Consider the following 21,538-nt stretch of genomic DNA (forward strand, 5'->3'; position numbering starts at 1 on the left):
ACAAACAGGCAAACGCCAGCCACATGCATCGCAAATGATTCTGATTGCGAATTCATTTGCTCACCCAGCCAGCGTGATCGGCTCTGCGCCGCGTCCACGCCAGCCAGCTCCGCTCTGCATACCCTTGGCCCGCCCGGCAATGCCCGCGGCTGCGCCGCCTGCAGGCCGTCTTACCGCATCTGCTTGTTGTCATGTCCCATCCCGCTGCTTCATTCCCCCTTCTTCCCATTGCGCTGGCCGCAGGCCTGTGCCTGTCATCGGCCGCATTGGCGCAAAGCAACACGGAGCCCGGCACCACGCTGGACACGATCACCGTGACGGCGGCTGCGACGGCCACGGCCGTCAAGGATGCGCCGGCCAGCCTCACGGTGCTGACCGCAGAAGACATAGCGCGCGTGCCAGCCACGGATTTGAACGAGGTGCTGCGCCGCGTGCCGGGCCTCACGCAAGCCACCACGCCCGATGGCGGCACCAGCATCCAGATCCGTGGCCTGCCCCAGCAGTACACCCTGATCCTGGTGGATGGCGTGCGCGTGGGCAGCTCCAGCGAGACCTTTGACCGCTACTCCCGCAATGAACTCAACTGGATTGCGCCCGAGGCGATCGAGCGCATCGAAGTGGTGCGCGGCCCCATGTCCTCGCTCTACGGCTCGGACGCAATGGGTGGCGTGATCAACATCATCACCAAAAAAGGCGGCGACACATGGGGCGGCCAGGTCTCGGCCGGTGCCGAGATCAATCCCGAATCCATCCGTGGCAATGACTACAGCGGTGGATTCAACATCAGCGGCCCGCTGGGCCATGGCTTCAAGCTGCAGCTCAATGGCCAGCAAACCTACCGCCAGGCAGACAGTGGCCTGGAAGACGGCACCACGGCCTTCCGCTGGGGCGGCGGGCGTGAAGGCGCCAAGCGCCAGTCGCTTGGTGCGCGCCTCGATTGGGACATCAACGACAGCCACAAGCTGAGCCTGGATGTGCAGCGCGCCGAGTGGAAGACCCTGGGCGGCCCCTCGCCCTCCACCAGCAACCCCGGCGGCTTTGCAGCGGCTGCCACAACCCGTGGTCCATCGAACATGGAGCGCGAAAGCACCAGCCTGACCCACCAGGGCAAGTACAGCTTTGGCAGCTCCAAGCTCTCGCTCAGCCACAGCAAGTACAGCAACGAGACGACCGCCCCGCGCATTGAAAACGGCCAGTTGGTGCCCGTGCCCGGCGGCACTCCCACCCAGACCTACAGCACGCATTCGGTCTCGGAAGACCTGATCCTCGACGGCTCGGTGACCATGCCCTTCAAATGGGGCTTTGACCAGATGCTGACCGTGGGCGGGCAGTGGCAGCGCCAGGAGCTGGACAACCCGAACTCGGTGGGCTCAGTTGCCAATGAGGCGGGCGTGGTCGGCCTCAGCTTTAAGCAGGCCAAGTCGCAGGCGCTGTTTGTCGAAGACCAGATCTTTTTGCGCGACAACCTGACCTTGACACTGGGCTTGCGCGGTGACCGCCATGACGACTATGGCTCTCACGTGAGCCCGCGCGCCTACCTGGTCTACCACCCCAGCGCTGCCTGGACCTTGCGTGGCGGCTACTCCGAAGGTTTCCGCGCGCCCAACCTGCGCCAGTCGAACGAGAACTTTGTGAGCCAGTCGCAAGGCGCGGGCTGCGGCTTTGCCGGCTACACCGGCGGCGGTTGCAGCATCCGGGGCAACTCCGACCTCAAGCCCGAGACCTCGCAGAACTGGGAGTTTGGCGCCGCCTGGGAGCATGAAGGCTGGCAAGCGGGCCTGACCTTCTTCAACACCGATTTCAAGGACAAGATCGATTCGCAAGGCATTGGCTACTTGCCGGGCGGCAGCAACTACTGGGCCCAGTATGTGAACATCGACGCGGCCATCACACGCGGGCTCGAAGGCAACCTGCGCGTGCCGCTGAGCCGCAGCATCACCTGGAACAACAGCCTGACCCATATGCTCAAGGCCGAGAACAAGACCACCGGCGTGGCGCTGACCACCGTCTCCAAATGGAGCGGCTCCTCGGTGCTGGACTGGCAGGTCAATACTGCCCTGGGCCTAAGCCTGGGCGCCGAGCTGGTGGGCAAGCAAATGGGCCTGGCCCAGCGCCTGGCCGACAATTCCAACTTTGGCGAGCAGCGCATCCAGAACAGCTATGTGCTGTACGACCTGGCTGCCAACTACCGCATCAACCAGGCGCTGCGCATCAACGCTGGCGTGAAGAACCTGTTTGACCGCCATGCCAGCGGCAACCGCGATGTGGGCAACAATTTCTACCTGCCCGGCCGCCGTTTCTTTGCAACCTTGACGGCCAGCTTCTAAGCCGGTTCAGGTTCCAAAATCCAGGCGCTGAGGGTCACATCTCAGCGCCTTTTTCCATGCGTAGCGCTGTCAGGGCTAGGCCGTTGCAAAGCCATGGCGCTTGGCCATCAGCACCACTGCCAGGCTCAGCAGCATCAGCAGGACTACCGCTGGCGAGAAGGCCGCCACGCCCCACTGGGCCAGCAATACGCCACCGGCCATGCCGCCCCCGGCAATCGCCAGGTTCCAAGACGTCACCAGCATCGACTGCGCCACATCGGCGGCTGGCCCGGCGCTCTTGGCCAAGGCCGTTTGCAGCAGCGGCGGCAGCCCACCAAAGCCCAGGCCCCAGACGGCCACGGCCAGATAAACGGCCGCAGGCTGCTCCATCGCGAGCGCCAGCAACACGGCGCCGAGCAGAAACAGCCCCGTGCTCGCCAGCGTCAGCGCACGCAGATGGCGGTCAATCAGCAGGCCGGTGATCCAGATGCCCATCACCGACATCAGCCCAAACACCAGCAGCACCCGGTCGATCTGTGCGCCCAGGTTGGCAGGGGCCAGCAAAGGCGCGATATAGGTGTAGAGCAGGTTGTGCGCCAGCACATAGGCCAAGACCACCAGCAGCACCGGCCGCACCCCAGGCAGGCGGAACACTTGGCCCAGCCCAAAGGACTGGCCGGCGGGCTGGCCGGCAAAATCGGGCAGGCGCAGCTGCACCCAGGCCATCAGCAGCAGCGCCAGCACACTCATGCTGCCAAAGCACAGGCGCCAGCCCAGGTGCTGCCCCATCCAGGTGCCCAGTGGCAGTCCCAGCGACAGCGCCAGCGGCGCGCCCAGCATCGCCATCGCAATGGCGCGCCCGCTATGGTGTGGCGGCACCATGCGCGTGGCATAACCGGCCAGCAAGGCCCAGAGCAGACCTGCCGCCACCCCGGCAACAAAGCGGGCCAGCAAGGTGAGCGCGTAGCTGCCCGACACCGTGGTGATGCTGTTGGCCAGCACAAATCCTGCCAAGGCCGCCAGCAGCAAAGGCTTGCGGCGCATGCGCTGAGTGGCCGCCGTCAGCGGTATCGCCGCCACCAAGGAGCCGATCGCATACAGGCTGACCAGCTGCCCGGCCATCGCCTGCGACACCCCAAGCCCGGCACTGATCTGCGGCAGCAAACCGGCGGGCAAGGCCTCCGTCAGGATGGTGACAAAGCCCGCCAGTGCGAGCGCCAGCAGCGATGCGAGCGGCAGGCCGCCGCGCTGGGGTGGGCAGCTGGGTTCAAGATGGGGGGATGGATGGGAGGAAAGCGAAGAAGAATCTGCCATGGCACAACCGGAAAGTCCTGTACAAGCCCGCGCTGGCCAGCGGGCTGGCAGGCCTGGGGCGAATGAAAAACAATGAGCCGCCATGGTGCAAGGATTGCCTGTGCAAGACAATAATGCCGAGATTCAAAACATATCGGACAAATTGTCCGCAATCAACCAGCGACAGGAGCAACATCCACCATCGACGCATTGAGTGGTATCGCCGTCTTTGTGCAAGCGGCCGATGCACGCAGCTATTCGGCAGCCGGGCGCGTGCTGGGCGTTTCTGCATCGGCCGTGGGCAAAAGCATTTGCCGGCTGGAGACGCGCCTGGGCGTGCGGCTGTTCCACCGCAGCACCCGCAGCATGACGTTGACAGCCGAAGGCGCGCTGTTCCTGGAGCGCTGTCGCCGCATTCTGTGCGAGGTCGAGGCCGCAGAGCTGGAGCTGTCCGAGACCTGGCAGTCCCCGCGCGGGCGCTTGCGGGTGAGCCTGCCGCAGGTCGATGCGCTGGTCATGCCTGCGCTCACGGCTTTTATGCAGCGCTACCCGGCCATTACCCTGGACCTGGATTTCAGCGACCGGCTGGTCGATGTGATCGAGGAAGGTTTTGATGTGGTGATGCGCACTGGAGAGGCCGCCGATTCGCGGCTGGTGTCGCGGGTGCTGGGCAGCTTTGCGCTGCAGCTGGTGGCCGCCCCCAGCTATCTCGCAGCGCGTGGCACGCCCCAGCAGCCGGCCAACCTGGCCACCCATGCCTGCCTGCAGCACCGCTTTCCCAGCAGCGGCAAGTTGGAGCCCTGGCCGCTGCGCGCCGACGCCGGCGCTGCCGCCTGGAGCTTGCCCACGTCCATGGTCTGCACCACCACATCGGCGCTGATGGAAGCGGCCATTGCGGGCCTGGGCATTACCTGCCTGCCGGACTTTATGGTGCGCGCTGCCATCGCACGCGGCCAGCTGGTGACTGTGCTGGACGCACAGGTGGTCCATGAAGGCAGCTTTCGGCTGCTCTGGTCATCGAGCAAACAGCTGGCACCGAGGCTGCGGGTGTTTATCGACTGCATGGCCGCATCCCTGCCACTGCGCGCGCCCGGCACCCCAGGCCACACCCCGGCTCCACTGGCTATACTGCCTGCTGCCCCTTCCCCACCCGACCGCGCAGCTTGAAAGGCAGACCATGGACGCATGCGAACAGCTCCAGCACGACGGCTATGTGCTGCTGCGCCAGGCCATCCCAGTCGCCTGGTTGCCGGGTTTGCGCGAGGCCTTTGATGCGGGCATCACCAGCCACTGGCCCGTGCCCCGGGGCTGGGATTGGCGCCATGCACTGGTCGATGACAACCCCCAGATACTCGCCGTGTGCCAGCTGCCGCAGCTATTGGCCGCTGCGGGTGTGCTGATTGGCGAGCGCTTTTTTCTGTCGCAGGTCGAAGGGCGCGAGCCCATTGGTGGTGGCGGCTACCAGCGCCTGCACCGTGACTTGTCCAACCAACGGCCGGGCGACACTGTGGGCGCGCTGGCCTTTTTGGATGACTTTGGGCCGGACAACGGCGCCACCCGCTTGATCCCGGCCAGCCACCGCCCCAACGCAGAAGAAGCTGCGCGCAGCGAGCATGACGAATCGCAGGCGATTCAGATCGCCGGCCAGGCCGGCGATATTCTGGTGTTTGATGTCGACTTGCTGCATGCCGCCAGCCTCAACCCCAGCGGCGCGCACCGCCGCAGCCTGCTGATCAACTATGCCGCCGAAGGGCTGTACGACGCGCACCAGCAAACCGCAGCGCTGCGCCAGGTGCGCATGGATACCAGCGCGCGCTACGCGCCTGGCGATTTTGTGCTGGCATCTGCCTGATGCCAGCTTGATACCCGCTTGGTGCCCGGCTGAACCCAGGCAGCGCGAGCCGCGTTAAAGCGGCGCGTCGCCTGTGCTGATCGGCTCGCCTTCTGCATCTTTCGCATCTTTGGCAATGTGCGGCGCATGCCAGCCCATCTTTTGCGAGATCGCCGCACTGGCGGTTTTCAGCAGTGTGCGGTAGTAATGCGGCGTATCTGCGCCGCAGCGCATGACCGGGAAAGACACCGACAGCGCAGCAATCACATGGCCAAAGCGGTCAAACACCGGCACCGCAATGCAGCGCAGGCCGGGCTCGGCCTCCTCGTCGTCCTCGGCCACCTCCTGCGCACGCACGCGGGGCAGGATGTCCATCACGGCATCGACGGAGCTCAAGGTGCGGGGCGTGAACAGCTTGAGCGGCTGCGACGACAGCAGCGCCCGCGCCTGCTCGGCCGGCATGAAGGCCAGCAGCACCTTGCCAATGGCAGTGCTGTGCAAGGGCTTGCGCCGGCCAATGCGCGACTGCATGCGCAGCCCAAAATCCGATTCGATCTTGTGGATGTAGATGATCGCGTCCTCATCGAGCGCGCCCAGGTGGATGGTCTCGCGGGTCAGCGCCCCCAGGCGGCGCATCTCCTCATCGGCCTCGCGCACCAGGTCGGTGTTCTCCAGCGCCTTGCCGCCTAGCTCAAACAGCCGCAAGGTGGCGCGGTACAGCTCGGACTCGCCATCCTGCGCCACATAGCCCAGCGCCTTCAAGGTTTGCAGCAGCCGGTGCACGGAGGACTTGGACAGCGCCAGCTGCTGGGCCAGCGCGGTCACGCTGACATCGCGCTGGTTGCCCAGGCATTCCAGAATGGCAAAGGCTTTCTCCACCGCGGCGACGGTGTCGGTCTTGTCCATGGCTGCGGGGCTCTCGCTCATCGGTCCGTCCTTCTGTGTTGGGCTGTGTGGATGGCCTCGATTATCGGGCCAGCCAGCCGCCATCGACGGCCAAGGTATGGCCATGCACATAGTCGGCCGCGCTGGAGGCCAGAAATACCGCCGCGCCACCCAGGTCCGCCGGCTGGCCCCAGCGGCCCGCGGGGATGCGCTGCAGGATCTCACCGGCGCGGCCTGCATCCTGGCGCAGTGCCTCGGTGTTGTTGGTCTCGATATAGCCTGGCGCGATCGCATTCACATGGATGCCCTTGCCGGCCCATTCATTGGCCATCAGCCGGGTCAAACCCAGCACACCGCTCTTGGCTGCTGTGTATGACGGCACACGCACCCCGCCCTGGAACGACAGCAGCGACGCGATATGGATGATCTTGCCGCCCTGCCACTGCGCGCCTTGCCGTGCGGCGCAGTCCAGCATATGGCGCGCCACAGCCTGCGACAGAAAGAACAGGCTTTTGAGGTTGGTGTTCATCACCGCATCCCAGTCCTCTTCCGTGAAGTCCAGCGCATCCGCACGGCGAATGATGCCAGCATTGTTCACCAGGATATCGACCTGCCCGCAGGCCGCCAGCACCTGGGCCAGCGCATCGCCTATGGCCGCCGTGTCAGACAGATCGGCCTGCACCGCGATAAAACGCCGGCCCAGCGCCTGCACCTGCGCTGCCGTCTGGCTGGCCTCACTGCGGTTGAGCGCCACGATATCGGCCCCCGCCTGCGCCAGCGCCACCGCAATGCCCGCACCGATGCCGGTATTGCAGCCAGTCACCAGCGCTACCCGCCCCTGCAGATCAAAAGGGTGGCGGGGGCTGGCGGGGGCAGCGACAGGCGCTGGGGCAAAGCATGAATCGGACATGGCTGGTGAATGCAATGGGTACAAAAGCGGCCCGCCAAAACGCGGGCTGACCGGGAGATATGGCAACCATTGGAACACATTTTTTGTTTTTCAGAACACTGTTCCGTAAATTTTTATGAATAGCAAAAAACAAAGGGTTTACCAGCTATTTTTTGAATTTAAATTTATGGAACACTGTCCCGGTTGCCACGATAGTCATCGGACAACACCTCTACAAGCGATAACAAACCACCACAAAAAGTGTGAGGAGCGAGACATGGAAATCCAGAAAACCATTGAGCGTGTGCCCGGCGGGCTCATGCTGATTCCCCTGCTGCTGGGCGCCTGCGTGCACACCTTTGCAGCAGATGCCGGCAAGTACTTTGGCTCGTTCACCAACGGGCTGATGACCGGCACCGTGCCGATCCTCGCGGTCTGGTTCTTTTGCATGGGGGCGACGATCAACCTCAAGGCCACCGGCGTGGTGCTGAAAAAATCCGGCACCTTGGTGCTCACCAAGATCCTGGTCGCCTGGGTGGTGGCGATGGTGGCCACGCGCTTTTTACCGGCCGGCGGCATCCAGACGGGGCTGTTCACCGGCCTCTCGGTGCTCGCGCTGGTCACCGCGATGGACATGACCAATGGGGGGCTGTATGCCGCGCTGATGCAGCAATACGGCACGCAAGAGGAGGCTGGCGCGTTTGTGCTCACCTCCATCGAGTCCGGCCCGCTGGTCAGCATGCTTATTCTGGGCGCCACCGGCGTGGCGGTGTTTGAGCCGCGCTTGTTTGCCGGCGCGGTGCTGCCGTTTTTGATCGGCTTTGCGCTGGGCAACCTGGATGCGAACCTGCGCGAGTTCTTTGGCCGCTGCGTGCATCCGCTGATTCCGTTCTTCGGCTTTGCGCTGGGCTGCTCGATTGACCTGGGTGTCATCGCCAAGAGCGGCTTTACCGGTGTGTTTGTCGGCGTGGCCGTCATCATCGTCACCGGCATCCCGCTGATCCTGGCGGATAAGTACATTGGCGGCGGCAATGGCACTGCGGGGCTGGCCGCCTCGTCCACCGCTGGTGCAGCTGTTGCCAATCCGCAAATCATCGGCACCATGGTGCCCGAGCTCAAGTCCATGGCCGATTCGGCCACCGCCATCACCGCCACCGCCTGCCTGCTGACCGCCATTCTGGTGCCGATCCTCACGGCCATGTGGGCGCGCAAGTATGGACGCCGCCCGCAGGCATCGGTGGCAGCACCCACCCCGCCAACCAGCGCCGCTGGCAGCCCGCCCAAGCTGGCGCAGGACGGGCACTTCTAAGCGTACTCAGCTTTACCCCCTCGCCTGGCGCGCTAGTCCATAGCGCGCCCAGGCATCTTTCACAGGACTGACTCCATGACCCATTCTTCCGTCTCCACCGGCCGCCTGGCAGGCAAGGTGGCCCTGGTGACCGCAGCGGCGCAAGGCATTGGCCGCGCCAGCGCCGAGCGCCTGGCAGCCGAAGGTGCGCGCGTAATTGCCACCGACTTGCATATCGGCCCGCTGGCAGGCTCGGGCCTCGATGCGCGCCAGCTCGATGTGCGCGACAGCGCCCAGATCCAGACACTGGCCGAAGTGCTCGGCCCCATAGACATCCTCTTTAACTGCGCAGGCTTTGTGCATGCCGGCAGCGTGCTCGAATGCAGCGAAGAGGACTGGGACTTTGCCTTTGACCTGAATGTCAAAGCCATGTACCGCAGCATCCGCGCCTTTTTGCCGGGCATGCTGCAGCGCGGCCGGGGCAGCATCATCAATATGTCCTCGGCCGCCTCCAGCATCAAGGGCGTGCCCAACCGCTTTGCCTACAGTGCGTCGAAGGCAGCCGTCATCGGCATGACGAAGTCCATCGCTGCCGATTACTGCACCCGGGGCGTGCGCTGCAATGCCATCTGCCCGGGCACCGTCGATTCGCCATCGCTCGGCCAGCGCATCGCCACCCAGGCAGCGCACGATGGCCTGTCGGTTGACGCGGTGCGCGCCGCCTTTGTGGCCCGCCAGCCCATGGGCCGCGTCGGCAAGCCCGAGGAGATTGCCGCGCTGGTGGCCTATCTGGCCTCGGACGAGGCGGCCTTTACCACCGGCCAGGCCCATGTGATTGATGGCGGCTGGTCCAACTAAAACCCGCCAGCCCCCACTTTTACCGCTGCGCGACAGCAGCCCTAGCTGCAGGCACCTAGACTGGCGCCTGCATGCAATTTGATCCATTGGAGATGACATGAAATTACTGCGTTACGGCCCGGTGGGCCAGGAAAAGCCCGGCCTGCTCGACAGCAGAAACACCTTGCGCGACCTCTCGGGGGTGCTCAGCGATATAGAAGGTGCACACCTGGGCGACGCCGCGCTGGCCCGCCTGCGCGCGATCGACCCGGCCACGCTGCCAGCAGTGCCTGGCCAGCCGCGCGTCGGCCCTTGCGTGGCAAGGGTGGGCAAGTTCATCTGCATCGGCCTCAACTACGCCGACCATGCCGCTGAATCGGGAGCCGCCATCCCGACCGAACCCGTGATCTTCAACAAATGGACCAGTGCCATCTGCGGCCCCAACGATGCTGTCGAAATCCCCCGTGGATCCAGCAAGACCGACTGGGAAGTCGAGCTGGGCGTGGTCATCGGCAAGGCCGCCAAGTACATCACCGAAGCGCAGGCACTGGAGCATGTGGCCGGCTACTGCGTGGTCAACGATGTGTCCGAGCGCGAATGGCAGATCGAGCGCGGCGGCACCTGGGACAAGGGCAAGGGCTTTGACACCTTTGGCCCCATCGGCCCCTGGCTGGTGACGCGCGATGAAGTGCCGGACCCGCAAAACCTGTCGATGTGGTTGGATGTGGATGGCAAGCGTTTTCAGAACGGCAACACCAAGACGATGATCTTCAGCGTCGCGCAGATCGTCGCCTACGTCAGCCAGTGCATGAGCCTGCAGCCGGGCGACATCATCTCGACCGGCACGCCGCCCGGCGTGGGCCTGGGCATCAAGCCAAACCCTGTCTACCTGAAAGCTGGCCAGACGATGCGCCTGGGTATTGAAGGCTTGGGAGAGCAGCAGCAAACCACCGTCAACGCCTGATGACGCGCAGCACCCGGCGCCAGCGCGGCAACGGGTGCTTACAGATGGAAAAATCGTAGCTGCCATCGCCATAGATTTACACCATCAAAACAGCCACTAGAGCTGATGTACAAAGCAACCATTGCTCATCTTTTGATACAGAATTTTCCGCTAAGCTGCCAGCATCCACCACAACTCCACCCCCCTGCCATGAACCGTTTGTTGACCCCTTTGCTCACTGCGCTGGCACTGTCCTGCCTGGCCGATGCCAGCTGGGCCCACGGTGGCGGCCACCGCCACCACCACCGCAAGGAACACAAGGAGCAGTTCTGGGACGGCAACTGCAAGGTGGAGCGCAAGTGGAAGCGCAATGGCGAATACAAGGAAAAGCGCCGCTGCCATGACCGCCCAGCCGCCTACTACGCACCCGCGCCGCAGCCCGTCTATGCCGCCCCGGTGCTGGTGGCGCCCCGCCCGCCCGAGGCCATTGTCATCAGCCCGCAGATCGTCATCCGCCCCTGATCGGCTTGCGCTCGCACTCCTGCCCATCCCTCTTTGCGGGCTGTCAGACACCTGTTTGACAGCCCGCTGTCTTTGCCTCCACAGCCACAAGCCCAGTTGGCCCACAATCGGGCCATGTCTTCCTCCCCCCTCTCTATCGCTTCGGCCGGCTCCATCACCATGGTGCAAGGCATCGAAGTGGGCCATTTCACCGACACACGACGCCCCACCGGCTGCACGGCCATCCTGGCCAAGGCCGGGGCGGTGGGCGGCGTCGATGTGCGCGGCGCCGCACCCGGCACGCGCGAAACCGACCTGCTCCACCCCACCAACCTGGTCGAGCGCGTACACGCCATCATGCTGGCGGGCGGCAGCGCCTGGGGCCTGGATGCCGCCAGCGGCGCCATGCGCTGGCTGGAAGAGCAAGGCGTAGGCCTCGATATCTCCGTGGGCCGCATTCCGCTGGTGCCTGCGGCCGTGCTGTTTGACGTGCTGGTGGGCGATATGCGCATCCGCCCTGATGCCCAGGCCGGCTATGCCGCCTGCCAGGCCGCCAGCAGCGCCATGCCCGCGCAAGGCAATGTGGGCGCGGGGGCCGGCGCAGCCGTAGGCAAGATCTTTGGCATCCAGCGGGCGATGAAAGGCGGCATCGGCACGGCCTCCGTCACCGTCGATGGCGTCACCGTGGGCGCCATCATTGCCTGCAATGCACTGGGCGATGTACTGCACCCGGACACCGCCCAGGTGGTGGCTGGCGCACGCACCCGCGATGGTCTGGGCCTCATCGACACGCGCCGCGCGCTGCTGCGCGGCGAGCCGCCCCAGCCCCTGCTGGCGGGCACCAACACCACCATCGGCGTGATCGCCACCGATGCCGTCATCACCAAGGCGCAGGCCAGCCGCCTGGCCACCGTGGGCCACGATGGCCTGGCGCGCGCCATCAACCCGGTGCACACCATGTCCGACGGCGACACCTTGTTCTGCCTGGGTACTGGCGCCGCCGGGCGCAGCCTGGGGATGATGGTGCTGGCCACGATGGCCGCCGAAGCGGTCGCCCAGGCCACCTTGCAGGCGGTGCTGCATGCCAATCGTTTACAAATCGATGCCGGAGAAAACCACAAGGCCTTGCACCTGCCCTGCGCCGCTGATTTACAGTAGGCGCCATTCCAACTGCGCTGCGCAGGCAGCCCGCCACACACCATGGGTGACCGCTCCACGTCGATGCGCCAAAAAGCCTACGGGCTGCGCCAAACCCTGATCACCCTGGTGCTCAATATCCGCGATGCGCTGGTCTCCGGCGGCCCGCTGGTCATCCTGGCCGTGGCCTTGATCGTGGGGGCCTACTGGTGGCTCAAGCCCAACCCGCCCTCGCAGGTCAAGCTGGCCACCGGCCCGGCCCAAAGCGCTTACGCCAGCTTTGGCGAGCAGTACCGCACGCCCCTGGCCAGGAACAAGATCCGGGTAGACCTCGTCGGCAGCGAAGGCTCCTTCGACAACCTGCAGCTGCTGCGCGAGGGCAAGGTCGATCTGGCTTTTGTGCAAGGCGGCACCGCCGACCTGACCGAGGACGACCTCGACAGCCTCACCTCGCTGGGCGCGCTGTTTGTCGAGCCCGTCTGGCTGTTCTACCGCAGCGATGCTGCGCAGCGCCTGACCAAACGCGCCCACTTGAGCAATCTGACGCAACTGGCGGGTTGGCGTGTCAATGTCGGCACCGCCGGCAGCGGCGTGCCCAATCTGTTCAACCAATTGCTGGAGGCCAACCGCCTGAATCTGGCCCAGCTGCGTGTGTCGCACCTGGCTGAGACGCCTGCGACCGTCGCGTTTCTGGATGGCAAGATCGATGCACTGGTGCTGGTTTCCGCGCCCGAATCGCCCATGGTGCAGATGCTGCTGAAGACCCCCGGCGTGCAGCTGATGGATTTTCCGCAAAACGAGGCCTATGGCCGCAAGTTCAGGTTCCTCAGCCCCGTCACCCTACCGCGCGGCATTGTCGACCTTGCCGCCAATGTGCCGCCGCAAAACGTGCACCTGCTGGCCTCCACCACCTCGCTGCTGGCCCGCGATGACACCCACCCCGCCATCAAGCAGCTCTTCGCCCAGGCCTCGCAGGGCATCCACAGCCAGGCGGGCTGGTTCAACCGGGCACGCGACTTTCCCAACACCCGCAGCAGCGAACTGGCCGTCGCCCCCGAAGGCGTGCGCGCCATCAACGAACCCGCCCCCCTGCTGCAGCGCTACCTGCCCTTCTGGCTCGCCAACCTGGTCGAGCGCATGTGGCTGGTGCTGGGTGTCCTGCTGGCCTTTATGCTGCCGCTATCCCGTGTCGTACCGCCCCTCTACCAGTTCCGCGTGCGCTCACGTGTCTTCAAGTGGTACGGCCAGCTGCGCGCCATCGAGCACGAGATGGAGCAACCCGAGCCCGACCGCGCCAGCATCCAGGCCGAGCTGCTGGCGCTGAGCCGCAAGGTCGAGAAGATCACCGTGCCGCTGTCGTATGCGGATGAGTTGTATGCGCTGCGTAGCCATATTCATTGGGTGCTGCAGAAGCTGGAGCAGCAGGGGGCAGGAACTGACGCCGGGATTCAGGCTGAATGATGCGGTGCGGCAACTAGATGAATCTGGATTGCCGCATGCGTCCGTTACTTCACAGTGATACCGCAACAGGTGCCAGTCCTTGAGCAGGAAGGTGCCATTACCACAAGTACTTCGTTATACACATAACCTAAGGGTCCTGTTGCATCCTGCTGCCCCTCCCCTGAATTCAAAACTACCTTAATCTCATCGGTATTCAAGGTAGCTATGATTTTCGCAATATTTTGCATTCTTCCCTGAGAGAGTTGCTCCAACATTTTATCTCCCGCTGGATACATGGACACAATGTCAACTTCATCATTGGGCCTTATATCTCTTTGATGTACAAACCATCTAGCAAGCGCAACTGCCTCACTTTTACCAAGGCTTGAATCATTCGCATGAAATTTCACCTCATGCTGCAACCCAATCAGTGAGCAGGCAGAAACTGATGACACTCCAAACAGGAGCAGCAGTGAAACGGCAGCTCTTTTGGGCCAATGGCATGGATTTAGCATCAATAGCGCTCCTTTCTTGGGTTAGTGCCAATAATATAAGCAGCAAGGCTATCCGCATTAAAACGGATACCAGGATCCTCTACATACTTAATAGATGGCGGTCTCAGATCCGGAGTGCAACACCTGAACCTCAGGTAACTTGCACAGATGACTTCACGAGATCGCCTGACCCTCGCATCGCTGGTGCAGCAGGGTGTCAGCCAACGAGCCATTGCCCGGCTGCTTGGGCGCAGCCCCAGCACCATCTGCCGTGAACTCGCCCGCAATGGCTCGGCTGCCCATGGCTATGCCTGCAGGCCTGCACAGGCATCCTGTGACGCACGCCGCATTGCTTCTCGGCCTTTGCCCAAGCTGCACCCCGATGGCGCTCTGTGGCACGTCGTCTGTCATCTTTTGCTCTGGCGTTGGTCTCCCCAGCAAATTGCCCACACACTACAGAGCATGCATCCAGATGATCCTAGCGCGCATGTGTCCCATGAAACGATCTACAACGCCATCTATGCCTATCCCCGTGGCGAGCTCAAGAAGCAGTTGATTGCGTTGCTGCGCTGGGGGCGCAGTGGCCGCATACCGCGCACGGCAGGGCAAGACCGGCGCGGTCAGATCCCCGACATGGTGAGCATTCATGTGCGCTCCCCCCAGGGAGATGACCGGCTGATGCCCGGTCATTGGGAGGGGGACCTTATCAAGGGCGCAGGCAACCAGTCTGCAGTCGGTGTGCTGGTCGAGCGCAGCACGCGCCTGGTGCTACTTTGCCGCATGCCTGATGCCACCGCTCAATCGGCTTTGGCTGCATTCACGGCCAAGCTCAATCAAGTAGCCCAACCCATGCGCCAGACGCTCACCTACGATCAGGGTAAGGAGATGGCACGCCACCGGGAGCTCACCCATGCAACCGGAGTTCGGGTCTACTTCTGTGATCCGCACAGTCCCTGGCAGCGGGGTAGTTGCGAGAACACCAACGGATTGCTGCGCCAGTTCCTTCCCAAAGGAGAGGACCTCAGTGTCCATGACCAAGATGCGCTGGACTCGATTGCCGATATGCTCAACAACAGGCCGCGCCAAACGCTGGGCTGGAAATCTCCGTACCAAGCATTCCAGCAGTTCATGCAGGCAATTGCACAACGCAAAGACGCTACCATTCACTGACACTGACCTAATCTCAAACAGGGGTGTTGCAGTTCAAGTTTGAGACCGCCCCAGATAACACGTCAAATTAATTCAGAGGCCTACCAACGAGGGATGGTTGATTTGAAACATGAAGCTGTCGTTATGACCATAAATGCGATTTTTCCTGAAGTTCAGCTTTGAACAAAAGCATGCAAACCGCTGGTCGATGTTCGTGAGCGAGCCTTAACCATCGATAACAAATCTACGTGTCGATAGTTATTTTCGGTTTGCTTCGAGGCTTGGGTGAACTTTTTCACTTAGCACATCGGCAGCTTACTGCGGCATAACCAAAAATCACACATCACCTTTATCAATTATTTTATTTTTTCCCACCGCAAAAAAAACCGTTTACCAAAGCCATATCCAGGCTAGCAATGGATGCAGAAAAACATAATCACGCAGTGCTTTGTATTTCTAATGCATAGGATTTTTATATAAAAATTATTTTCATTTAGTGACAAGAAAAAAGCGTTCGCAACCTCACTCACTCCATAATCAGCATCTTCACTTCCTGGTATGGGTGTTGAGATAGGGAATTCATACCGATGATCAGATGGGTATCTTCTTGTTTTTATAAAAACCGGTGCCATTTGTCGAGCGCAGAGCAATATAAAAAACAAAATCCCATCCATTTAAATTTATCAAATTAACATTTTTCAAAAATCACTCGACAACCCACGAATACCATTCTACATATCAAATGCATCAATTTTATCAGATGATCAAAGCATCTCGTTGAAAATTGATGCATCCACATTGCTCTTTAATGACATATTAAACCTAAAAACCCTTTCAAGGTGCAGCACCTTTTTTCATTCGGATTATTTTTATCATAATCCGGACGATATCTTCGATCATTTTCTTTTTTGTGCGGTAAATAATTCCCTGTCGATCTTAGTCCGCGCACTCTAGGCATGCCATGAGGCGGTGGTTATTGAACCACGCTACTCGCTCGAGGGTCGCAATCTCCACCGCCTTACGACTCCTCCACGGTACCCGGCGATGAATCAACTCAGCCTTGCACAGCCCATTGATCGTCTCTGCCAGGGCGTTGTCGTAGGAGTCCCCTTTGCTGCCCACTGAGGGCTCTATACCAGCCTCGCTCAACCTTTGAGCGGATGCTGACGTATTGCACGCCCCCTATCACTGTGATGAATCAGAGGGCCTGCGCTGCTTGGCTGACGGGCGTGCAGGGACTGTTCCAGCGCATCGAGTACAAAGTTGGTGCGCATTGAACTGCTAACTCTCCATCCCACGATACATTGCGAGGGGTGTTGATCCTGGGATTCGAGCACCATGCGCGCTGCACGCTCGATCAGCTTTTGAGGGTACTTCGGGAATTTCCTCATCATAGGCGCCATCTTCTCAAACGAAGGAGCCTCTGCGAAACCCGGGACGGTTCAGTGCGCGCTTCGTAGATAGGTGGTGTTAGCCGTCCTTAAAGCGGAGATCAAGTCCCAGAGCAGTCATGACTCGCTGGTAGAAGCCAAATGCTCGTTCGAAATCGCTGACGCCCATGAAGATGTGAGAGAACATCGATTTACCTCCTTTCAATTCAATCGGTGACACACCACCCTCAGACGGGCTTGGCTCAGCCAATGCGCACGGCAATGCCGGTAGGAACAAGCGAGAAGAGGTCGACTATCTCATCATTTCTCATGCGTATGCATCCATGCGAAACCGGTCTTCCAATTAAATGCTCGTCGGCTGTGCCATGAATGTAGATGAATCTTCTCAAGGTGTCCAAACTGCTTGCGCGATTAATGCCGTATTGCAACCCTTCTAACCAGAGGATGCGTGTCAAGATCCAATCTCGGTCCGGAAAACGCTCTGCAAGTTCCTGATCAAATATCTCTCCGGTGGGTCTTCGCCGCCGAAACACTGCGCCCTTAGGACATCCCTCTCCTATCTTTAACCGAATGCGGTGGTCGCCGGTAGGCGTGCAATAGCTACCAGTTTCGCAACCCGTTCCGTTTGCTGCCGTCGATACATCGTAATGACGTTCAACGCCATTGGCCAACGCTAAATGAAGCGACTGCCGTTCGACCGAAACGTGTATACGCGCGGGCATTTCGATTGAGGAAAGCATTTGTACAAGCATCGTTCGGCGACCCAGTTGGAAGTTGAACATAGAGCAGCATATCGTCAACTCTGAAATTGTTCCGTAAGCGTCCGGCGAACCCATCTTGAATAGGGGGAACTGGACTGCCCCTAGTCAGGTACACAAATCCCAACCTCACGCCCTGGCGCGCTCAAACGCCTAGGGGCAGTCCACGATTCAATGCCGAAGCTTGAGCGTTATGCAACGCCTGCCTCTCTCACTCGAATGATTGAGCGTCGCAGTCCATCGACCATCAGGTCGATCTCGTCTGTTGAGACGTTCAGCGCTGGGAGGAATCTTAGGATGTTCGGTCTCGGGGCATTCAGTAGCAGCCCGCGGCACTCCCATCCAGGATCGGCTCTCAGACCGTCCATAGCGTAGCGTACGACTGCTGACGCGATAGGCTGGTTGAGCTCCATCCGCCACATAAGCCCGATGCCAGCTGCTCCCCCGCATCGAAGCGCCTCGCCTAGGGAGTGCAGCCTGAGACCCAACTGCGTGCCCTTCGTACGCACATCGTTTAGAAATGGCTTGCTATCAACCGTCGCGAGTGTGGCAAGAGCTACGGAACAAGCGAGCGGACCTCCATTGAATGTTCCCCCGTGCTCACCGTGCTCGAAAACGCATACCGCCTCTGTCGCCAGTACTGCGGAGATTGGAAAGCCGTTCCCCAAGCCTTTGCCTGCGGTGACGATATCGGGCCTAACCCCGTAGTGCTGAAAGGCGAAGAGAGACCCCAGACGACCGATTCCAGTCTGGACCTCATCAAGTATCAGTAGCGCACCGTTCCTGTCGCACAGTTCTCTCAAACCTTGCAAGAAATATTGAGTGCCCAGTACGACCCCGGCCTCACCCTGGACTGGCTCGACGAGGACAGCAGCAACTTGAGGTGAGAAGGCTTGGGCGACGGCAGCTAGGTCATTGAACGGCACGGCCCGAAATCCAGGAGCCAAAGGCCCGAACCAACGGTCCCAGGCAGGGCGTACCGACGCTGACATCGAGCCCATAGACCGACCGTGAAACGCATCATGGAACACGAGAATCTCCGGGTTCTCGCGCCCATTCAATCGCCCCCACTTCCTAGCCAACTTGATTGCAGCTTCGTTCGCCTCGGTCCCAGAGTTAGCAAAAAAAACCTGGTCCAGTCCGGATGTTTGAGCGAGCACCTTGGCCAGTTGCAGGCCTTGGTCGCTGTAAAGATGGGAACCAGGGTTGACCATTGTCGACGCCTGCATTGTCACTGCGCGACTGAGTTCGGGCGCGCAGTGACCCAGCGCATTTGTGCCACGTCCTTGCACAAAATCAAGATAAGCTGTTCCTGCATGATCCGTCAGCCAAGAGCCTTTTCCAGAGATCGCGACCATCGATGGCCGGGGCGACACCTGCATAAGGAATCGCTTTGCCTCCTCCAGGGGGTCATTAACATGCTGATCCGATTTCATACTAGCGCTCGCTTTGCAATCAGTGCGGAGGCCGCAAGCACCATCAAGACGCTAACAAATACCCTGTATCGAGTCTGATGGATAAGAGCGAAAGTGCGTCGGCCGAAGGTTAGAAATACGCTGCTGGCAACGATGATCGCGATGCCGGTAGCGGCCGACACTTGAAAGCGTCCCACTGATGCCAGGACGATGAGCTGCGAACCCGCCAAGAGGGCATATCCGCAAGCTATGCTCTGGCGGATGTTCAGTTTCTCGGACTCTCTGCTAGACACATAAGCCTCCAGAAGGCTACCTCCCATGTTCGTCATTCCATGGACCATACCGATGGCAATAAGCGTCGTCCGACTGAATCGCTTCGCGAAGGCCATCAGCTTCTCGCGATAGTTTGGTGACACACGGAGCACGGCTGCGAACACAAGCAGACCGCAAATAAAGAGATCTAAACCAGGCACGTGAGCAAAGAGTGCCACCAGCAATCCGATGCCGAGTGCGGGAAGCATGTATACGAAGTATCCCGCGATCTCGCTAGTCTTTGGACGACCATCGCACACAATCTGAAGTACGCTGACTGAAAGCGAAGCCGGGAGCAGGACCGACAAGACCTCGTCGAACCGTACACCTGCAAAAAGTAGTGCCGGAGTGCCAAAGATTAGGAGGCCGACGCCGAATATCGATTGCACCATTGCTAGTGCTGCGATGAAAGCTCCAAACAGGAGGTATGTCAGATTGAGATCGGTTTGAAGATTTGCCATGGATCACTTAAAGGATTCGTTTAATAGAGCCAACCAAGCGATCGATATCGGCGTCGGTGTGATCGGCAAAGGTTGCGCAACGGACGGTTCCGTCGGGCCCTGCCCCGATGTAGTTGGATATAAGCACGTGGATGCCTTCGCGGAACAACGCCTGCTGCAGGTGCAGCATCTCAGCTCTACTAGACAGCGTGAAGGAGGTGATCGGCGCAGGCGTGTCTAGAATCTCTAGCCCCAATTGCCGGAGACCTCCCTTCAGCTTCTGAGAGAGCTCATGCAGCCGCACTCGTCGCTCTGGCTCAGAGGACACGATTCGAAGCGCTCTCGCACAGACCATGGCGGAAATCAGGGATCCTGAACTTGCCCCCCGCAGCGGCGGCGTGCGGCGAACGGCAATGGCGACTTCCCGCGAACAAGGAAACAGTGCACCCTGTCCGCAGAATGCCTTGCTGAGTGTCCCTGCATGTACGACCTCTGCACCTTCATGTTCGGCCGCACCGCGTCCGCGTATTCCGACTACACCGTAGGCGTGGGATTCGTCAACGATGACCAGCCCGCCTGCCGCTGTCGCAATCTGCACGTAGTTCCGAAGCGGAGGAATGGCTCCGGTTGTCGCGAACACTCCGTCTGTTAGGACCAATGGCCTGACCCCTTTTGTTCGTTTCACAAGATGCTCAAGCGATCCGGCGTCTCTGTGGCGGAATGTCGAATATGGTCGGCCTGAGATCTTGGCCGCGTCCAGCAAATTGAAATGAGCGAGTTCGTCTATAAAGATGGCGTCATAGCGGCCTCTAACCGCCTCAACCGCAACGGGGCCACAGAAATAGCCCGTCGCCATGTACACACTGGTCTCAGTATCGAAGAAGCTCGCTCCTGCAGCGGCCACGTCGTCGAGTGCAATATCCCCACCCCCGTAGCCACTGCTTCCCATTTGCGACCACGGCTGCCCGAGCTCGAGCGCCTGCGCCGCGGCATGACGTAGCCTTGGGTCGGCTTGGAGAGCTAAGTAGTTAAACCCAACGAAGTTGACGTACTGCTCGCCGTTGATGATCAGGCGGCCGGTCTCCGGGCCGGTGATGGATTTCCCCGCTAATAGGTTGGACATTGCTGTCGCTCCAAGAGTTGAACGCTGAATCCTAAGCGCGTCTCATCAGCACAGCACCTACCAGAACTGGTAGTTGGTTCCCTGCGGAACATGCGGTCAACTGATCATCTTTCAAACAGGAGGCTATGTGTCGCATCAGTATTTCGCTCTCATGGAGATCGAACAGATTTCCAACATCGTTTCATTCGCCACGCGAAGTGGGCTGTTAGAGGAACTACGCGGGGCCCCCGCTACTGCTCTGCAAGTAGCCGAGCGGAATGGGGGCGACCACCGCGCTTACTCCAGTGTGCTGGAGACCTTGCGCGGGATGGGATACCTGACCCGCTCAGGCGATCAGTACACCAGCACACAACAGCACCACGAGCTCCGTCGTGACAACAGCTTCTGTTGGGACCAAATCCCTGAATTTCTTCAGACGGGAAAACCCTGGATCACGATCGATAGTTCGCCTGAGAACCTAGATGCCTTCTATACGAAGTTTTTCGAAAGCGTCGGCTACGCGAACCAAATGAGTGCAACCGCTGAGGCAGTAGCGGCACGTCTTGACGGTGAGCCGGGGCATATCCTGGACGTAGGCACCGGCACCGGTCTGTGGAGCTTGGCAATGGCTCGTCGAGCTCCACGGGCCAAGGTCGTCGCAGTCGACTTTCCCCAGGTTCTCACGAACCACTTCTTCAAGCGCGCCGAACAGCTCGGCTGCCTGGACAGGGTTGAGGCTCTTGAAGGTGATTTCCACGAAGTCCATTTCCCCAAATCTGCTTTCGATCGGATTGTCATGGGATCGTCCTTTCATTTCCTTAAAGAACCTGCGGCCGACAGCTACGTTCGTAAGGTGAAGAGTGCTTTAGTTAAGGGGGGGGAATTCGTGGTTATCGACCACTTCGCCGACGCGACACCTCACCAACGCCTTTCGAGAACACTGTACGAAATGCGGCTTGCGATGCGCACGCAGGCTGCAAAAAATTACAGCCGCCAAGAGATCACGCGGCTATGCAGCCGGGTGGGGATGCTCCTGAAAGATAGCTTCGAGGTCGAGGGACCAGGCTTCCTCTCCGTTCTCGTCTTTGAGGTCGACTTCAATGCGTAGCAACGCGAGCGCTGTTGCC

General features: G+C 60.6%; 20 protein-coding genes and 1 pseudogene. 11 read left to right on the forward strand and 10 right to left on the reverse strand.

Annotated elements, in window-relative coordinates; all coding sequences use genetic code 11:
- The first annotated feature begins 191 nt into the window (after positions 1 to 191).
- Positions 192 to 2,327: a TonB-dependent receptor domain-containing protein gene (locus N4T19_RS05725; protein ID WP_260719664.1), complete on the forward strand. Its 2,136-nt coding sequence runs from the start codon at positions 192 to 194 to the stop codon at positions 2,325 to 2,327.
- Positions 2,328 to 2,402: 75 nt separating this feature from the next.
- On the opposite strand, the gene N4T19_RS05730 is transcribed toward N4T19_RS05725, so the two are convergent.
- Positions 2,403 to 3,620, reverse strand: coding sequence for an MFS transporter (locus N4T19_RS05730; RefSeq protein WP_182341741.1), 1,218 nt, complete (start codon positions 3,618 to 3,620; stop codon positions 2,403 to 2,405).
- Positions 3,621 to 3,800: 180 nt separating this feature from the next.
- On the opposite strand from N4T19_RS05730, the gene N4T19_RS05735 reads away from it, so the two are divergent.
- Positions 3,801 to 4,766: a LysR family transcriptional regulator gene (locus N4T19_RS05735; RefSeq protein ID WP_260720273.1), complete on the forward strand. Its 966-nt coding sequence runs from the start codon at positions 3,801 to 3,803 to the stop codon at positions 4,764 to 4,766.
- Between the two features lie 10 nt (positions 4,767 to 4,776).
- Positions 4,777 to 5,451 (forward strand): phytanoyl-CoA dioxygenase family protein, encoded by a 675-nt coding sequence (locus tag N4T19_RS05740; RefSeq protein ID WP_182341746.1) that lies wholly within the window; start codon positions 4,777 to 4,779, stop codon positions 5,449 to 5,451.
- Positions 5,452 to 5,505: 54 nt separating this feature from the next.
- On the opposite strand, the gene kdgR is transcribed toward N4T19_RS05740, so the two are convergent.
- Positions 5,506 to 6,357, reverse strand: coding sequence for a DNA-binding transcriptional regulator KdgR (gene kdgR, locus N4T19_RS05745; protein WP_232539359.1), 852 nt, complete (start codon positions 6,355 to 6,357; stop codon positions 5,506 to 5,508).
- Between the two features lie 40 nt (positions 6,358 to 6,397).
- Positions 6,398 to 7,225: a 2-dehydro-3-deoxy-D-gluconate 5-dehydrogenase KduD gene (gene kduD, locus N4T19_RS05750; RefSeq protein ID WP_182341749.1), complete on the reverse strand. Its 828-nt coding sequence runs from the start codon at positions 7,223 to 7,225 to the stop codon at positions 6,398 to 6,400.
- A 256-nt stretch (positions 7,226 to 7,481) separates the two neighbouring features.
- Between kduD and kdgT the strand changes: the two genes are divergently transcribed.
- The 6 genes from kdgT to N4T19_RS05780 all read left to right on the forward strand — a co-directional run bounded on the left by kdgT (position 7,482) and on the right by N4T19_RS05780 (position 13,371).
- On the forward strand, positions 7,482 to 8,513 hold the full coding sequence (gene kdgT, locus N4T19_RS05755; protein WP_116924035.1) for a 2-keto-3-deoxygluconate transporter: 1,032 nt from the start codon (positions 7,482 to 7,484) through the stop codon (positions 8,511 to 8,513).
- Between the two features lie 75 nt (positions 8,514 to 8,588).
- Positions 8,589 to 9,350 carry an SDR family oxidoreductase gene (locus N4T19_RS05760; RefSeq protein ID WP_021025908.1) on the forward strand — a complete coding sequence of 254 codons (762 nt, stop codon included), beginning with the start codon at positions 8,589 to 8,591 and terminating at the stop codon, positions 9,348 to 9,350.
- Positions 9,351 to 9,447: 97 nt separating this feature from the next.
- On the forward strand, positions 9,448 to 10,293 hold the full coding sequence (locus N4T19_RS05765) for an ureidoglycolate lyase (RefSeq protein WP_182341753.1): 846 nt from the start codon (positions 9,448 to 9,450) through the stop codon (positions 10,291 to 10,293).
- A gap of 189 nt (positions 10,294 to 10,482) precedes the next feature.
- On the forward strand, positions 10,483 to 10,794 hold the full coding sequence (locus tag N4T19_RS05770; protein ID WP_182341756.1) for a hypothetical protein: 312 nt from the start codon (positions 10,483 to 10,485) through the stop codon (positions 10,792 to 10,794).
- A gap of 114 nt (positions 10,795 to 10,908) precedes the next feature.
- Complete coding sequence (locus tag N4T19_RS05775) at positions 10,909 to 11,931, forward strand: P1 family peptidase (RefSeq protein WP_260719665.1); 1,023 nt, start codon at positions 10,909 to 10,911, stop codon at positions 11,929 to 11,931.
- Between the two features lie 42 nt (positions 11,932 to 11,973).
- Positions 11,974 to 13,371, forward strand: coding sequence for a TAXI family TRAP transporter solute-binding subunit (locus tag N4T19_RS05780; protein WP_409935158.1), 1,398 nt, complete (start codon positions 11,974 to 11,976; stop codon positions 13,369 to 13,371).
- 44 nt (positions 13,372 to 13,415) lie between these two features.
- Here the strand turns inward: N4T19_RS05780 and N4T19_RS05785 are convergent, their stop codons facing one another.
- Positions 13,416 to 13,868: a hypothetical protein gene (locus N4T19_RS05785; protein WP_260719666.1), complete on the reverse strand. Its 453-nt coding sequence runs from the start codon at positions 13,866 to 13,868 to the stop codon at positions 13,416 to 13,418.
- Positions 13,869 to 14,012: 144 nt separating this feature from the next.
- Between N4T19_RS05785 and N4T19_RS05790 the strand changes: the two genes are divergently transcribed.
- Positions 14,013 to 15,014 (forward strand): IS30 family transposase, encoded by a 1,002-nt coding sequence (locus N4T19_RS05790; RefSeq protein ID WP_260719667.1) that lies wholly within the window; start codon positions 14,013 to 14,015, stop codon positions 15,012 to 15,014.
- Positions 15,015 to 15,403: 389 nt separating this feature from the next.
- Here the strand turns inward: N4T19_RS05790 and imm9 are convergent, their stop codons facing one another.
- The 6 genes and pseudogenes from imm9 to N4T19_RS05810 all read right to left on the reverse strand — a co-directional run bounded on the left by imm9 (position 15,404) and on the right by N4T19_RS05810 (position 20,432).
- Entirely contained in the window at positions 15,404 to 15,667 is a 264-nt protein-coding gene (gene imm9, locus N4T19_RS23325; RefSeq protein ID WP_409935159.1) for an Imm9 family immunity protein, read from the reverse strand.
- A 262-nt stretch (positions 15,668 to 15,929) separates the two neighbouring features.
- A pseudogene (locus N4T19_RS05795) lies at positions 15,930 to 16,294 on the reverse strand (DDE-type integrase/transposase/recombinase); the annotation flags it as partial.
- 332 nt (positions 16,295 to 16,626) lie between these two features.
- On the reverse strand, positions 16,627 to 17,166 hold the full coding sequence (locus tag N4T19_RS05800; RefSeq protein WP_260719668.1) for a L,D-transpeptidase: 540 nt from the start codon (positions 17,164 to 17,166) through the stop codon (positions 16,627 to 16,629).
- 167 nt (positions 17,167 to 17,333) lie between these two features.
- Positions 17,334 to 18,578: an aspartate aminotransferase family protein gene (locus N4T19_RS23330; RefSeq protein WP_409935160.1), complete on the reverse strand. Its 1,245-nt coding sequence runs from the start codon at positions 18,576 to 18,578 to the stop codon at positions 17,334 to 17,336.
- Positions 18,575 to 19,330, reverse strand: coding sequence for a TSUP family transporter (locus N4T19_RS05805; RefSeq protein WP_260719669.1), 756 nt, complete (start codon positions 19,328 to 19,330; stop codon positions 18,575 to 18,577). The genes N4T19_RS23330 and N4T19_RS05805 overlap by 4 nt, the downstream gene beginning before the upstream one ends.
- A 7-nt stretch (positions 19,331 to 19,337) precedes the next feature.
- Entirely contained in the window at positions 19,338 to 20,432 is a 1,095-nt protein-coding gene (locus N4T19_RS05810) for an aminotransferase class I/II-fold pyridoxal phosphate-dependent enzyme (protein WP_260719670.1), read from the reverse strand.
- 151 nt (positions 20,433 to 20,583) lie between these two features.
- Between N4T19_RS05810 and N4T19_RS05815 the strand changes: the two genes are divergently transcribed.
- The gene (locus N4T19_RS05815; protein ID WP_260719671.1) at positions 20,584 to 21,519 is read left to right on the forward strand and encodes a class I SAM-dependent methyltransferase; all 936 of its coding nucleotides are present in this window, start codon (positions 20,584 to 20,586) and stop codon (positions 21,517 to 21,519) included.
- Positions 21,520 to 21,538: the final 19 nt, after the last annotated feature.

It is taken from the genome of Comamonas squillarum, assembly GCF_025309455.1.
GTDB lineage: Bacteria > Pseudomonadota > Gammaproteobacteria > Burkholderiales > Burkholderiaceae_C > Comamonas > Comamonas squillarum.

Coding starts and splice junctions, on each gene's coding strand:
- N4T19_RS05725 (WP_260719664.1), top strand. CDS start 192: ATGTCCCATCCCGCTGCTTCATTCCCCCTTCTTCCCATTGCGCTGGCC.
- N4T19_RS05765 (WP_182341753.1), top strand. CDS start 9,448: ATGAAATTACTGCGTTACGGCCCGGTGGGCCAGGAAAAGCCCGGCCTG.
- N4T19_RS05790 (WP_260719667.1), top strand. CDS start 14,013: ATGACTTCACGAGATCGCCTGACCCTCGCATCGCTGGTGCAGCAGGGT.
- imm9 (WP_409935159.1), bottom strand. CDS start 15,667: ATGGATGGGATTTTGTTTTTTATATTGCTCTGCGCTCGACAAATGGCA.
- N4T19_RS05770 (WP_182341756.1), top strand. CDS start 10,483: ATGAACCGTTTGTTGACCCCTTTGCTCACTGCGCTGGCACTGTCCTGC.
- N4T19_RS05780 (WP_409935158.1), top strand. CDS start 11,974: ATGGGTGACCGCTCCACGTCGATGCGCCAAAAAGCCTACGGGCTGCGC.
- N4T19_RS05740 (WP_182341746.1), top strand. CDS start 4,777: ATGGACGCATGCGAACAGCTCCAGCACGACGGCTATGTGCTGCTGCGC.
- kdgR (WP_232539359.1), bottom strand. CDS start 6,357: ATGAGCGAGAGCCCCGCAGCCATGGACAAGACCGACACCGTCGCCGCG.
- N4T19_RS05805 (WP_260719669.1), bottom strand. CDS start 19,330: ATGGCAAATCTTCAAACCGATCTCAATCTGACATACCTCCTGTTTGGA.
- N4T19_RS23330 (WP_409935160.1), bottom strand. CDS start 18,578: ATGAAATCGGATCAGCATGTTAATGACCCCCTGGAGGAGGCAAAGCGA.
- N4T19_RS05800 (WP_260719668.1), bottom strand. CDS start 17,166: ATGTTCAACTTCCAACTGGGTCGCCGAACGATGCTTGTACAAATGCTT.
- N4T19_RS05810 (WP_260719670.1), bottom strand. CDS start 20,432: ATGTCCAACCTATTAGCGGGGAAATCCATCACCGGCCCGGAGACCGGC.
- kduD (WP_182341749.1), bottom strand. CDS start 7,225: ATGTCCGATTCATGCTTTGCCCCAGCGCCTGTCGCTGCCCCCGCCAGC.
- kdgT (WP_116924035.1), top strand. CDS start 7,482: ATGGAAATCCAGAAAACCATTGAGCGTGTGCCCGGCGGGCTCATGCTG.
- N4T19_RS05760 (WP_021025908.1), top strand. CDS start 8,589: ATGACCCATTCTTCCGTCTCCACCGGCCGCCTGGCAGGCAAGGTGGCC.
- N4T19_RS05815 (WP_260719671.1), top strand. CDS start 20,584: ATGGAGATCGAACAGATTTCCAACATCGTTTCATTCGCCACGCGAAGT.
- N4T19_RS05775 (WP_260719665.1), top strand. CDS start 10,909: ATGTCTTCCTCCCCCCTCTCTATCGCTTCGGCCGGCTCCATCACCATG.
- N4T19_RS05730 (WP_182341741.1), bottom strand. CDS start 3,620: ATGGCAGATTCTTCTTCGCTTTCCTCCCATCCATCCCCCCATCTTGAA.